This window comes from Moraxella oblonga NBRC 102422, from assembly GCF_001598275.1.
Classification (GTDB): domain Bacteria; phylum Pseudomonadota; class Gammaproteobacteria; order Pseudomonadales; family Moraxellaceae; genus Moraxella; species Moraxella oblonga.
Map to the genome: position 1 here is coordinate 22,442 of NZ_BCYQ01000024.1, position 12,588 is coordinate 35,029.

General features: G+C 38.8%; 15 protein-coding genes. 1 reads left to right on the forward strand and 14 read right to left on the reverse strand.

Features of this window, described 5'->3' with window-relative positions:
• Window positions 1-8 precede the first annotated feature (8 nt).
• From MOB01S_RS07840 to ribH, 9 genes are all read right to left on the reverse strand, one after another.
• Entirely contained in the window at window positions 9-938 is a 930-nt protein-coding gene (locus MOB01S_RS07840; protein WP_066803530.1) for a WG repeat-containing protein, read from the reverse strand.
• A gap of 16 nt (window positions 939-954) precedes the next feature.
• Entirely contained in the window at window positions 955-1,353 is a 399-nt protein-coding gene (locus MOB01S_RS07845; protein ID WP_066803532.1) for a hypothetical protein, read from the reverse strand.
• A gap of 2 nt (window positions 1,354-1,355) precedes the next feature.
• Window positions 1,356-2,717, reverse strand: coding sequence for a bifunctional UDP-N-acetylglucosamine diphosphorylase/glucosamine-1-phosphate N-acetyltransferase GlmU (gene glmU / locus MOB01S_RS07850; protein ID WP_066803534.1), 1,362 nt, complete (start codon window positions 2,715-2,717; stop codon window positions 1,356-1,358).
• Window positions 2,718-2,819: 102 nt separating this feature from the next.
• Complete coding sequence (locus MOB01S_RS07855; protein WP_066803536.1) at window positions 2,820-3,380, reverse strand: phosphatidylglycerophosphatase A family protein; 561 nt, start codon at window positions 3,378-3,380, stop codon at window positions 2,820-2,822.
• Between the two features lie 3 nt (window positions 3,381-3,383).
• Window positions 3,384-4,091 carry a hypothetical protein gene (locus MOB01S_RS07860; protein WP_066803538.1) on the reverse strand — a complete coding sequence of 236 codons (708 nt, stop codon included), beginning with the start codon at window positions 4,089-4,091 and terminating at the stop codon, window positions 3,384-3,386.
• 67 nt (window positions 4,092-4,158) lie between these two features.
• Window positions 4,159-5,160, reverse strand: coding sequence for a hypothetical protein (locus MOB01S_RS07865; protein WP_157073933.1), 1,002 nt, complete (start codon window positions 5,158-5,160; stop codon window positions 4,159-4,161).
• Window positions 5,157-6,122 (reverse strand): thiamine-phosphate kinase, encoded by a 966-nt coding sequence (gene thiL, locus MOB01S_RS07870; RefSeq protein WP_084349670.1) that lies wholly within the window; start codon window positions 6,120-6,122, stop codon window positions 5,157-5,159. The genes MOB01S_RS07865 and thiL overlap by 4 nt, the downstream gene beginning before the upstream one ends.
• Window positions 6,123-6,188: 66 nt before the next feature.
• Window positions 6,189-6,743: a transcription antitermination factor NusB gene (gene nusB / locus MOB01S_RS07875; RefSeq protein WP_066803542.1), complete on the reverse strand. Its 555-nt coding sequence runs from the start codon at window positions 6,741-6,743 to the stop codon at window positions 6,189-6,191.
• A gap of 62 nt (window positions 6,744-6,805) precedes the next feature.
• Window positions 6,806-7,300 (reverse strand): 6,7-dimethyl-8-ribityllumazine synthase, encoded by a 495-nt coding sequence (gene ribH / locus MOB01S_RS07880; protein WP_066803553.1) that lies wholly within the window; start codon window positions 7,298-7,300, stop codon window positions 6,806-6,808.
• A 452-nt stretch (window positions 7,301-7,752) separates the two neighbouring features.
• On the opposite strand from ribH, the gene MOB01S_RS07885 reads away from it, so the two are divergent.
• The gene (locus MOB01S_RS07885) at window positions 7,753-8,193 is read left to right on the forward strand and encodes an META domain-containing protein (protein ID WP_169798133.1); all 441 of its coding nucleotides are present in this window, start codon (window positions 7,753-7,755) and stop codon (window positions 8,191-8,193) included.
• Between the two features lie 121 nt (window positions 8,194-8,314).
• Here the strand turns inward: MOB01S_RS07885 and MOB01S_RS07890 are convergent, their stop codons facing one another.
• The 5 genes from MOB01S_RS07890 to petA all read right to left on the reverse strand — a co-directional run bounded on the left by MOB01S_RS07890 (window position 8,315) and on the right by petA (window position 12,045).
• On the reverse strand, window positions 8,315-8,737 hold the full coding sequence (locus tag MOB01S_RS07890; RefSeq protein WP_066803559.1) for a ClpXP protease specificity-enhancing factor: 423 nt from the start codon (window positions 8,735-8,737) through the stop codon (window positions 8,315-8,317).
• Window positions 8,730-9,362, reverse strand: a complete 633-nt coding sequence (locus tag MOB01S_RS07895) for a glutathione S-transferase N-terminal domain-containing protein (protein WP_066803562.1) — start codon at window positions 9,360-9,362, stop codon at window positions 8,730-8,732. Before MOB01S_RS07895 ends, MOB01S_RS07890 begins: the two co-directional genes overlap by 8 nt.
• Before the next feature lie 129 nt (window positions 9,363-9,491).
• Window positions 9,492-10,232, reverse strand: a complete 741-nt coding sequence (locus tag MOB01S_RS07900; protein ID WP_066803565.1) for a cytochrome c1 — start codon at window positions 10,230-10,232, stop codon at window positions 9,492-9,494.
• Window positions 10,232-11,437 carry a cytochrome b gene (locus MOB01S_RS07905; RefSeq protein ID WP_174521836.1) on the reverse strand — a complete coding sequence of 402 codons (1,206 nt, stop codon included), beginning with the start codon at window positions 11,435-11,437 and terminating at the stop codon, window positions 10,232-10,234. Before MOB01S_RS07905 ends, MOB01S_RS07900 begins: the two co-directional genes overlap by 1 nt.
• 23 nt (window positions 11,438-11,460) lie before the next feature.
• Window positions 11,461-12,045, reverse strand: a complete 585-nt coding sequence (gene petA, locus MOB01S_RS07910) for a ubiquinol-cytochrome c reductase iron-sulfur subunit (protein ID WP_066803574.1) — start codon at window positions 12,043-12,045, stop codon at window positions 11,461-11,463.
• Window positions 12,046-12,588 lie beyond the last annotated feature (543 nt).

Here is a 12,588-nt window from a genome sequence, read left to right on the forward strand (position 1 = left end):
TTGATAAATCACTCTTCTAAAAAATTAATTTCTTTAATAAAAGTCAATGCACCATAAGATTTTTCTTCAAATACCTGTCCATTGGCATTCACCAAATAAGAAAAATCATTGTCCAAAATAAAACTTTGTTTATCAAACACTTCTATGCGATAATAAGGGAAATACTCTGTGGGTTTTTCGGTAATTTCCAGATAGCTGTCTTTATTCAACTCTCTTAATTCGTCCAATATTTTTTGTTCAAAATTATTATAAATAAATGGATAAGGATAATATTTGCCTTGATAGAACATATCTTTTGGGTGTTTTGGCGTGTCGTAGCCGCCTATTTTTTCGCCTTTTTTATTGATAAAATAAGTGGTCGCAGTATCGTCAGCCGCTTTAAAACCTATACAATCGCTATTACAATCCTTTTGCCAATTTCCTGTATAAACGAGTGCATAGCCATATTGAAATGCTGATACATAATCATAGTTTGCAGCAATGACAATATCGCCCTTTTTATTAACAAAACCGACTTTGCCATTCTCATTGACATAACGGCGTAATCCTTCTTGCCAATAATCCAAACCATTATCAAAACTTAGTACATTATATAAAAATTTTCCTTGATGGTCATAAACTTCGCCAGCAGGATAAGCAAGGGCATTTTTTGGATAAGTGGTAGGAATTTTTGCCCCAAAAAATTCAAGATAAGGCGTGGTAATGGGAAAGTTATAATCATAATAACGAATGGCGGAATAACTTGGCTCAATAATCACATTGCCATTATCATCTTTTACCCCCACCCAATTATCTTTTTCAAAATAATATAAGGTTGGGGAGATTTTACTTTGGGTTTGACTGTCATTTGAATGAGAAATAGGGGATTGTCTTGGCATATCGTTTTGACACGCCAATAATAAAAAACTCAAACCAAAAATAATAAAATATTGTTTCATTTTATATTATGTCAGTTTATGCCCCACATTCCACCAATAAGTGATAAGTTTTGGGTTTTAAATTTGTTTTTTGATAAGTCATTTTAACCGAATAATGGATAACACCATCATTAAAAGTCGCTTTTTTGGCACGATAAAAAGTTAATTTATTATTTTGATAAGTATATATGGCAGTTTTGCCTTTATTTTCGCCAAGTTCAAGCAAATCTTTTTTGCTGGTTAATTTAAAAAATACATTATCAATAAACAAACCATTTTTATTCATTGAACCAATGATTTTATATTTGTCATAAATATAACAGCCATAATAGCCGTCATTGGCAGGCAACAATTCACTCTCACTCAATTCATTAAAGGCATTGGCTATCGCCATATTAGCGATAACCAACCCCCAAATTAATAATGACTTTTTCAAAATCAATCCTTCTTCTCTTTTTCAGGTCTCACCCAACCTTCAATCACCGTTTGACGACCACGAGCAACCACAAGTTTATTTGCCTCACAGTCTTTGGTAATCACAGACCCTGCCCCAATCGTGGCTTTGTTTCCGATGCTGACAGGAGCGACCAGCACCGCATTTGAGCCAATACGCACCTCATCGCCAATCACGGTTTTATATTTATTCACCCCATCATAATTGGCGGTGATTGTGCCAGCTCCGATATTAGTTTTTTGTCCAATCGTGCTATCACCCAGATACGCCAGATGGTTGGCTTTTGCCCCACTTGCCATTTGTGTGTTTTTAAGCTCCACAAAGTTGCCTATATGCACCTCATCAGATGTAATGGCATTGGGGCGAAGGCGTGCAAAAGGTCCGATTTGGTTGTTCTCGCCCACCACCGCATTTTCAAAAATACTATAAGGAGCGACCACCGTGCCACTGGCAATCTTGGTGTTTTTGATGATACAGCCTGCCCCAATTTTGACATGATCGCCAAGCTCGCAGTCGCCCTCAAAAATCACATTGATGTCAATCTCAACATCTTTACCCACACTCAAATGACCACGCAAATCAAAACGGCTTGGATCAATGATATGCACACCCTGTTTCATCAGGTTTTGGGCTTGATGAGCCTGCCAAGTGCGTTCTAATTGGGCTAATTGCAAACGATCATTCACCCCCTCAATCTCAAAGGGATATTCTGGAGAAACGGTAGCAATTTCAATACCATCATCAACCGCCATTTTGACAATATCGGTCAAATAGTACTCGCCTTGTGCATTATTATTATCTAAGTTTTTCAAGTATTTATGCAAAATCTCATTGGCAACACAATACACGCCACTGTTGATTTCTTTGATTTGTTGTTCGGTGTCTGTGGCATCTTTTTGTTCCACAATCGCCACAACCCTGCCATCTTGACGAATAATACGCCCCAGACCAAAAGGATTATCCACACTCATGGTCAGCATGGCAAATGGGCTGTCGCTACTTGCCAGTTTTTGCAATGTCTCTACACCAATCAAAGGCACATCGCCTGATAAAATCAGGCTCTTACCCTCTGTTGGTAGCACGGGCAAAGTCATCATCACCGCATGCCCTGTACCCAGTTGCTCGGCTTGCTCCACCCACTCAATCTGCTCATGGGCAAAGGTATTTTTGACCTGTTCACCACCAAAGCCATAAATCACAATGTTTTTTTGACTGCCTAAGGCTTTGGCGGTGGTTAAAACATGTTCCAATAAAGGCTTTCCTGCCAAAGGTTGTAGTACCTTTGGCTTGATAGATTTCATGCGTGTGCCTTTGCCTGCTGACATGATAATAACGCTAAGAGACATGGGAATTTCCTTAAAAAGACATTTTTATCATTTTAACACAACCACGTCCAACATTGGTATGAGAATTTTTAATACAACTGAAAAATATTTTGTTTTTATTATTCACACCAAAAACAACATCACCACCATTGCCATTATCCCCGCCAATACATCATCAATCAAAATACCAAAACCACCAGAGACATTGTTATCCACCCATTTAATCGGAAATGGTTTGATAATATCAAAAAAGCGAAATAACACAAAAGGAATGATTAATAATAAAATTAAACTAGGGTACATAAATTCCAAGCCAATTTTATTTTCATTTTGTGTATTTGCCCATAGCCAAACACTTGGCAAAAGAGCAATCCACATTCCCACCCATTCATCAAAGACGATATGTGGGTCATCGTGCACATTCATCAAATCCGAAGTTTTACCACAAATATAACTACCAATTAGACAGCCAACAATGGTAATGGCTAGAAATCCCCAAAATCCTAATAGTAACATTGGAATGGCAACAATTAAACCACCAAGCGTTCCCCAAGTTCCTGCCGCTCGCTTTGGCAGTCCAGAACCCAAACCAATCCCAAGCCAATACACGCATTTTTCCCAAACTGTTGCAGAAGTTGGGCAAGGGGGGCAGGTGTTGGATTTATAAATATCGGGTTTTTGCATGGTTTATTTATCCATTGAATCGTGATGGCTGATATCATAAAGCATGGATGATAAAGAATGACCAAATTCATCAATGTCATCAATTTGCTGTAATTTAATCAAGGGGTGTTTAGGTATCTTATGCCACGTGGTTTTAAATATTGGGTTTTCTTTTTCGCAATATTCATCGGTATTACTTTGATAGCGAAATTGATGTGTAAAAAAATTTACGCTCTGAGTGTATTCTGTACAATGATTGCGACCTAATGATGAGTCAAATCCAATCAAATAAAAATCTTGCTGATTGTTGATAGAACGATAATCAAATGTATAAGACCAACTACCATAACGTCCATGCCCATAATTAATAAGTAATTTATTATTTTTGGTTTCTATATATAATTCAGGAGCAAAATAAATACCACCGTCTTCATTTTCGGAAGCAAATACGGCTTTGTTTTCTAATACTTTTGTGTATCCTGCATTGGTTTTAAATAAAATAATAATACCACGCCGATTTTTATCAAGCATACCTCTAAACGGGTCTTTTTCCCAAGCGGATTTTTTGGTGTCTTTGATAAGTAGTACGCAATCTTTTTGACCGTCTTTATTAAAATCGGCTTGACAATAACTTTCTATTAAACGAAAGTTTTTTGGTATAAAAGAGTTTAGATTGTCATTGGCAAAAGCAGTTGTGCTAATTATGGATAATAATAACAGATATTTTTTCATCTAAAAATGCTCCCAATCTTGAATATTAAAATCTGCCGCCAACAAAAATACATAAAGCCAGATTTATTTACACTTTATTTAACCATAATTGTAACACTTTTTCAAAATCAGCAATCATCACATCAAAAGGATAATTAAGTTTTTTGTGATATTTTTGTGCAAAAGTTTTAATTGCAATTAAAAAATATTCTGCTAATTTGGCTTTTTGTTCATTTTGGCTTAAATCGCTAAATTCTTTTTCTAAAAATAAATCAATATAAGCGATACCTGTCTTTTTCATAAAATTGCTATACTTAAACCGAGTTACTGCATTATAGCCATTTTTATGGACTTCATCATCGCTATATATTGATTTTAATAATCGTTCTTCTTGTTTACGATTGTCAATACTATTAAAAATAACATAATGACACGGATATAAAATTATTCCATTTTTATCTTTTCTTGATGGATAGCTTAAATTTAGGGTAAAAGAAATATAATTGATAATTTTACAATAATTTTTGGGTAACATAGATTGATGAATAATATATTGTAATTTCACCAACTCATCTTCTAAAAAGTCAGAATTTGGATACGAACTTTCAAAATATGGACAAATAAAAATTGGAGCTTTTTCAAACCAATTTCTTTGTGTTAGTAATTTGATATCTTGAATATTCTCAAAAGTGGGATAGTCCCACAATATGGTTGCTTGTGTGGTATTTTGATTGGGGCTTTTAAAATAACTGGTTCTACCCATTTCCATTGTAACGCCCAATTTACGTTTTGACCAAATCGCATCAACAAAATGACGATTGCTAAATTTATCCTTAAAATAGGTCATTGGGCTACCATTGAAAAATTGTCCTTTAATGGCTTGTAATGGCTCTTTTTCGCCCCAACCAACTATCGCTAAACATTCGCACAACCGCACTGCTTTATTCCAATCACTGGCATTTTTATAATCGGCATAACTCAAAAATTCGTTAAATAAATTTTCTCGCAATTCATCTTGATTAGCAAAAGTTTTTAGATAACTTTCTAAATCTGATAATTCTTCAATTTGGTAAATTTTTTCAATCATCAAAAATGCTCCCAACCCTTAATATCAAAATCCACTGGTTGATTGTCAAAAAATAATTCCAACCCTTGTTTTTCTACAATTTCGCCAATTGGATAAATTAAATTAGGATAAAGCGTATTAAATTCATCAAATTTATGTTTTGATAGGGTAAAACACAATTGATAATCATCACCACCATTTAAAATATGTTGATATTTTTTATTAAGGGGCAAATCATTTAATTCATCAATACAAGGGATATTTTCTAAATACAGTTTTGCACCCACACCGCTATTCTTTAAAATATGCCCCAAATCTTGCCCTAAACCGTCCGAAATATCAATCATACTATTGGCATAATTAATTAACTGTTGCCCAAGTTTAATTTGTGGGCTTGGGTATTGCAGGGCAGTTGTTAGATTATTGGATAATTCATTGATAGAATTGGTATGTTTTAAATGCCCATTCTCACCCAATATATAGGATAATGCCAAACTTGCCGTACCAATATGACCACTGACACAAATCACATCGCCGATTTTGGCATTGGTTCTTTTTATGCTTTCGCCTTTTTTAATAAATCCAAGTGCAGTAATAGAAATGGTTAAAATATCCGACTTTGTGGTATCGCCACCGATTAATTCCACCTGAAACTCATTGCAAATATCAGCAATGCCACGACTAAATTCTTTGAGCCAGTCATTATCGTGATTAGGTAATGACAATCCCAATAAAATGGCATAAGGCGTCGCCCCCATGCTTGCCAAATCTGACAAATTCACCGCCACCGATTTATAACCAATGGCGTGCGGGCAGGTTTCATGAACAAAATGCCGTCCTGCAACCAGCGTATCCATACAACTAACCAATTCACAATCATAAGGAATGCGACTGATGGCACAATCATCACCAATGCCCAAAACGGTATTTTGATGGGTATGGGTTAAATGCTGAAAATGGGTGTAAATTAAAGAAAATTCGCTCATTGTAGGATTTTTCCTTGATAATAAAATACGCCACTTGAAATGGCGTATTTTGATTGTTGGATTGGGTTAGCCCAAATTGGGTATATCGCTATCATTGCTAGATTCGCCTTTTTCGTTATTTCTTATTTCTTTGGCGTATCTGTCTAGTACAGCATTGATGAGTTTGTGTGCGTCTGTTGCCCCAAAATGGGTGTTTAATTGCATGGCTTCATCAAGCACCACTTTATAAGGAATGTGCTTGCTGTACTTGAGTTCGTATGCTCCAATCAACAAAATTGCTCGTTCAATCATGTCCAATTTGTCAAAACTGCGGTCAAGATAACGAGCAATCTCTACAATAAGTTCGCCAGCTTTTAGAGGAATCTCACGCATGAGTTCGTGATAATAGCCCAAATGCACGGTATGCATAGCATTTTCACTACGAGTGCGAGCCACGATGGTGTGGGGTTCGTTGCCTCCCAATAAATCACGATTTTGGGTGGCGAAACGATAATCGGTCATCAACCATTCATAAAGCCCTTGCACCGCAAAACGGCGAGCTTTACGAACGGCGGTATGGCTAGTTTTGTAGGTGCTTTCGGTGCTGTCAAAACTGTCGTTTTGGGGTGTGGAAGTTGTCATAAAATACCTTAAATAATACGGCATTGGGATCATCACCCAATGGAAAAAAGGGGGAGGGGGCTTTAAATTGCTTTTAGTACGCTTGCCATTTCAATGGCAGTCATGGCAGCCTCAAAACCTTTGTTACCCGCTTTGGTACCTGCTCTCTCAATGGTTTGCTCAATATTTTCGGTGGTCAAAATGCCATTGATGACAGGAATGTCGTGGTCTAGAGCAACTTTGGAAAGTCCTTTGGCACTCTCGCTAGCTACGATGTCAAAATGTGGTGTTGCCCCACGAATAATCGCCCCAAGTACAACAATGGCATCAAATTTGCCAGAAGTCGCCAAGCGTTTGGCGGTCAAGGGTAATTCAAACGCACCTGGCACTCGTACGATGGTGATGTTTTTGCCTTGTACACCATGACGCAGTAGGGCGTCTAATGCTCCTTCCACCAAACTTTCCACCAAAAAACCATTAAAACGTCCCACTGCAATACCAATGCGTAGATTGGCGTTGTCGTATAAAGCTCCGTCAAGGTGGGTGATGGCGTTTTTTTGGTCGGTAAAAGTTGTCATAAGATGTACCCAAATTGGTTTAATATATTATCGCCATTATATCAAATTTCATTTTGTCAAAAAAGGACTTTTTCTGTTATTATAAACCTTTTGCTTGGGCGTGATGTTATTCATATTTTGGAAAATGTGTTGTTACCCATACCTCTACCAACCGAACCTAAAAACTGGTACAAAAACCGTTCGCCCCAAGCTATGCCTGCGGATGAGTTTCCGTTATGAGCAGGCAAGCTCACCACGAACAAAAACCATAACGATTTTGAAGTTCGGTTAGTATATAGCAAAGTGCTGGTAGGGTAAGGGCATATTGGTGAGGGCATTTTGATACATAGTGGTTGTTTGGTTTTGCCTAAAAATGTGGCAAGCACTGGTCTTGATTCTAATTGCGTTTAGGTTAATAAAGTATATTTTTTTAATGAGTAATGACTATGCCAATAAAATATATGTGTATTATCATGACAATGCTGTGGCTAAATGGGTGTGCGTGTGTGGATTGTCAGCTCAAACCATCATTGCCATCTGTAAGTACATCTAATATACTAACATCCTCAACATGGCAGTTGGTAAAGGTGGAGCGTGCCAATAACCCTTTATTGTCAAAACTTGATTATCAAACGGTGTTGTATGTTGATGAATTGTATGCTCAAACTGCCGTTTTGCATGCCAACATGGGTTGTAATACGATTACTGTTCCTGTTGTCTTACAGCACGGTCGGATGGCGTTGGATAAAACCCGTCCAACCATGAGTACTGAGATGTATTGTGCTGATAAAGATGATGTTGAGCGGATTTTTTTTGAATTTATGACCCATGTTGAGCGTTATCAATTGATGGGTAATCAACTGATTTTGACCGACAGTCAAAACCAGCGTTTAGTATTGACAAAACACCCATAAATACTCATCAATTTTAAAAACACCACCTAAAATGATGGTATTGTATCACTCACCATTCAATATCTGATGATTTATTTAATTATGCAGAAACTGAGGGTGTGTGGCAGTTTTAGTTTGATGATTATACAAATCTTAGGTGATTGGGGCGTGGAGGTTCATCATCACCATCATCGTCATCATGCTTATCATCATGAGCAGGCGGGGTATAATTGTCATATTCATGGGGGTCAAAAAAGACACCATGTTCGCCATCTTCTTTGGCATAAATACCAATAACTGCGGGCATGGGGATATAGACCTCTTGTGGTACACCACCAAATCGTGCCGAAAAGCTGATGCCTTCGTTGTCTATAAACAAATCTTTGGTGGCTTGATAAGAAATTGCCAAAACCAGTCGTCCTTCATTGGCGTATTGGGTGGGAGCAAAAACACCATCTTTATGAATATCTACCATCAGATAGGGTGTGTAGTTGTTGTCGGTAAGCCATTCGTGAAATGCACGGACAATATATGGTCGTTTAGGTGTGGGGGTAAAGTCAGTCATGATGATGTTCCTGCGGTATGGTTAGGGTTCGTTTGAAAGTGGGGCGAGCAAAGACACGCTCCATATAGTTGATGAGTGGACGACAATGTTTTTCTGGCAACTCAATACCCATGTCAGGCAACCGCCACAGTAAAGGGGCAAGCCACACATCACACACACCAAAATTATCACTCATAAAAAATTCTGTGCGGGCGAAAAGCGGTGATAGGGTGATGAGCGAATCAGACAGACATTTTTTGGCGTATATGGCAGACTGTTTATCAAAACTGTCTGGGTGGGTTAGTAAGATTCTGCCTAATTTGAGCCAGTCTTGTTGGAGTCTCCATGCTAAAAGTCTTATTTTGGCACGTTCTTGGGGGGTAGGGGGCAGTAGCTTGTTTGCTCCCAAACGCTCTTCAAAATACTCAAACATCACGCCAATTTCGTACAGTACCAGTTCTCGACTTGCCAAAATGGGTAATGTTGCATAAGGGTTTAATTCGGTCAGTTCACTGCGTTCAGGTGACATAACGAGATGATATTTGACTTCTTTTTCTTCTAAAAGCAGACGCACCACATGACTATCATAGCCATCATCGGCATATAACAAAAATTGGTTGGGCGTAAGCGTGCTTAAATCCGTCATGCAAGATAGCGTCAAATTAGCAAATGGAAATATTAGTGTAACAAATTTTTGGTAAAAAAGGGCGATTTTTTTTGTTGTTTTTTAAAATAAAAAAAACCGACCAGTAGGTTGGTCGGTTTTTGATGATAATTACTTGACGTCTTTCCAAAATTCTTTGTTTAGCAAATAAACAGGAACAAGTAAGACAAGCAAGAATATCAGTACAAATGCACCGTAGATTTTACGCTCATGGCGGACAGGTTCTGCCATCCATGCCATAAAGTTTACCAAATCACCGACACGTGCCTCGTATTCTTCTTTACCCAAATCTTTTTGTAGGTTGTGCAGAACATGAGGCATGGCAGCATTGGCAAGTACGATGTTATTTGAACCCCATGGGCGATTTGGGTCTTCGTAGAATGACAACAAATAAGTATATACCCAGTCATCACCACGCAGACGAGTTTCAAGCGACAGGTCAGGCGGTGCCGCACCGAACCAACTGCCTTGGAGTTCGGGGTTGATGCCTGCGGTGATGTGGTCGCCGATTTGTTTTGAGGTTACCATTAGGTATTTTTCAACCAATTCTGGCGGAATATCCAAATCTTTGGCAATACGTGAATGACGTACATACTGGGCAGTATGACAGCCCACGCAGTAGTTCATAAACATATTTGCACCACGTTGCAATGAACCTTTGTTGGTTAGGTCAATGGGGGCTTTACTGCATTCGTAAGTACCAGTAATGGTTGCACCACTGGCGTCTTTTTCGCCCGTATCATAAGTGCCACAGCCATGTCCACCACCTGCCATAGCACTGGGAGAGAATAGGGCAGTTGCACCAATCAAGGCGATGCCAGCAGTGATTTTGCTAAGAGTAATCGCTTTCATTAGTGACCTCCCGTAACACGTTCTGGTGGTTGTTTGCATTTTTCAATTGATGTATAGAAAGGCATCAAGATAAAATATAAGAAGTACAAGATGGTGCAGATACGACCAACAATGGTAGAAGTTGGCGTTGAGGCAGTACCGCCCAAATAACCCAAGATTAGGAAACTTACCACAAAGATTGCCAAAGCAATTTTTGATAACATGCCTTTGTAGCGGATAGAGCGTACAGGTGAACGGTCAAGCCAAGGCAACACAAATAGCACCGCAATCGCACCACCCATGGCAATCACACCACCAAGTTTGTCAGGAACAGCACGCAAGATGGCATAAAATGGCATATAGTACCAAACAGGAGCGATGTGTTCTGGGGTTTTTAGGGAATTGGCAACTTCAAAGTTGGGTTTTTCTAGGAAATAACCACCGCCTTCTGGTACAAAGAATACTACCGCAAAGAAGCAGATGAAGAATACCACAATACCAACCATATCATGCACGGTATAGTAAGGGTGGAAAGGTACGCCGTCAAGTGGCACGCCGTTTTTGTCTTTGAGTTTTTTGATGTCAATGCCGTCAGGGTTGTTGGAACCAACATGGTGCAAGGCAACCAAGTGCATAAACACCAAACCAACGAGCACCAAAGGAATGGCGATGACGTGTAAAGCAAAGAAACGGTTTAGAGTAATGCCAGAGATGAGGTAGTCACCTTTGACCCATTCGGCAAGTCCATCACCGATTACAGGAATGGCAGCAGGTAGGTTTAAAATCACCTGTGCACCCCAAAACGACATATTACCCCAAGGTAGTAGATAACCAAAGAAGCCTTCTGCCATGAGGCACAGATAAATGCCCATACCGATGAGCCAAACAAGTTCACGAGGTTTTTTGTATGAACCGTACATCAAGCCACGGAACATATGCAAATAAACCACAATAAAGAATGCTGATGCCCCTGTAGAGTGCATATAACGAATGAGCCAACCACCTTTAACATCACGCATGATGTATTCTAGGGAGGCAAAAGCCCCTTCGGCACTGGGGTTGAACATCATGGTAAGCCAAATGCCTGTAACAAGCTGGTTTACCAAGACCACCATAGATAATACGCCAAAAAAATACCAAAAGTTGAAATTTTTTGGGGCGTAGTATTTGGACATATGGTATTCATAGGTTTCAGTCGCAGGATAGCGAGCATCCACCCAACCCATAAATTTTTTTGCAAGACTCATGATTAGGACTCCCCAACAGTTAAGATGGTATCTTCAATCTTATACTCTGGAATTGACAGGTTGTTAGGGGCAGGAACGCCACTATACACACGTCCAGACAAGTCATATAAAGAACCATGACAAGGGCAGAAAAAACCACCAAACCAGTCAGCACCGCCCAAGTCAGCCGCACCCACTTCGGGGCGGAAGGTTGGGGCGCAACCTAAATGAGTACAAACACCTTCTACCACCAAAATCTCTGGCTTGATAGAGCGTGTCTCATTTTTGCAGTATTCAGGCTGAACAGACTTGGCAGATTCAGGGTCGCTTAGTTTCGGGGTAACTTTACTTAAATTTGCCACCATTTCATCGGTACGTTTGACCACAAAGATGGGCTTGCCACGATACTTGACGGTAATCATTTGTCCATTTTCAATACCGCTAATATCCTGCACAACGGCAGCACCAGCAGCTTCGGCTTTGGCACTTGGATACCAAGAACGTACAAATGGGGTGGCTATCGCACCAACACCAACCGCACCGACGGCGGCGGTAGATGCAATTAGGACTCTACGGCGTTTTACATTGACGCCTTCGGCATGGCTCATTAAAACTTCCTCCAAAAATGAAAGGGTAATCCCATACTGGGTATGTGGTAATGTCAAAACAATTTTGAAAAACCACATTTGCTGTGCCTATTTCTTAACACTGCTATTTTACGTTATTTTTGTCATAAAATAAATTAGAATTGTATAAACTTCTGCAAAAAAATGATAAAAAAGTTACAAAAATTACAAAAAACCACGAATTTTTTAAGGATTTTAACTTGTTGAGAATTTTTATCTTTTAGGTGTTATGATTTTTTGTGTAACAATGTGTATTATTGGGCGGGTATCGATAACGATGTTTTGGGATAGTCATGGCTGATGGTTGTACTCCCAAATGTGAGAATGTTGTTTGGTGGTGTAACTGCAATGCCAGTTATTTTTTTAGCATTATTACACCAATCTCAACTTTATGCAAGTGTTTGATTTTTATATGAGCGAACCGCAGTTTTTCTCTATATATCAAAAAATAAATACAATTAAATCAATAAGTTGTGATTTTAAGTTGAAAATGAGACTGTCATTTTTTTAGTTGCAATTTAATAA

Bases quoted from the DNA above. Each gene is read 5' to 3' on its own strand.
- MOB01S_RS07840 (WP_066803530.1), bottom strand. From the start codon at position 938: ATGAAACAATATTTTATTATTTTTGGTTTGAGTTTTTTATTATTGGCG.
- glmU (WP_066803534.1), bottom strand. From the start codon at position 2,717: ATGTCTCTTAGCGTTATTATCATGTCAGCAGGCAAAGGCACACGCATG.
- MOB01S_RS07855 (WP_066803536.1), bottom strand. From the start codon at position 3,380: ATGCAAAAACCCGATATTTATAAATCCAACACCTGCCCCCCTTGCCCA.
- MOB01S_RS07860 (WP_066803538.1), bottom strand. From the start codon at position 4,091: ATGAAAAAATATCTGTTATTATTATCCATAATTAGCACAACTGCTTTT.
- thiL (WP_084349670.1), bottom strand. From the start codon at position 6,122: ATGAGCGAATTTTCTTTAATTTACACCCATTTTCAGCATTTAACCCAT.
- nusB (WP_066803542.1), bottom strand. From the start codon at position 6,743: ATGACAACTTCCACACCCCAAAACGACAGTTTTGACAGCACCGAAAGC.
- ribH (WP_066803553.1), bottom strand. From the start codon at position 7,300: ATGACAACTTTTACCGACCAAAAAAACGCCATCACCCACCTTGACGGA.
- MOB01S_RS07885 (WP_169798133.1), top strand. From the start codon at position 7,753: ATGACAATGCTGTGGCTAAATGGGTGTGCGTGTGTGGATTGTCAGCTC.
- MOB01S_RS07890 (WP_066803559.1), bottom strand. From the start codon at position 8,737: ATGACTGACTTTACCCCCACACCTAAACGACCATATATTGTCCGTGCA.
- MOB01S_RS07895 (WP_066803562.1), bottom strand. From the start codon at position 9,362: ATGACGGATTTAAGCACGCTTACGCCCAACCAATTTTTGTTATATGCC.
- MOB01S_RS07900 (WP_066803565.1), bottom strand. From the start codon at position 10,232: ATGAAAGCGATTACTCTTAGCAAAATCACTGCTGGCATCGCCTTGATT.
- MOB01S_RS07905 (WP_174521836.1), bottom strand. From the start codon at position 11,437: ATGGGTTGGGTGGATGCTCGCTATCCTGCGACTGAAACCTATGAATAC.
- petA (WP_066803574.1), bottom strand. From the start codon at position 12,045: ATGAGCCATGCCGAAGGCGTCAATGTAAAACGCCGTAGAGTCCTAATT.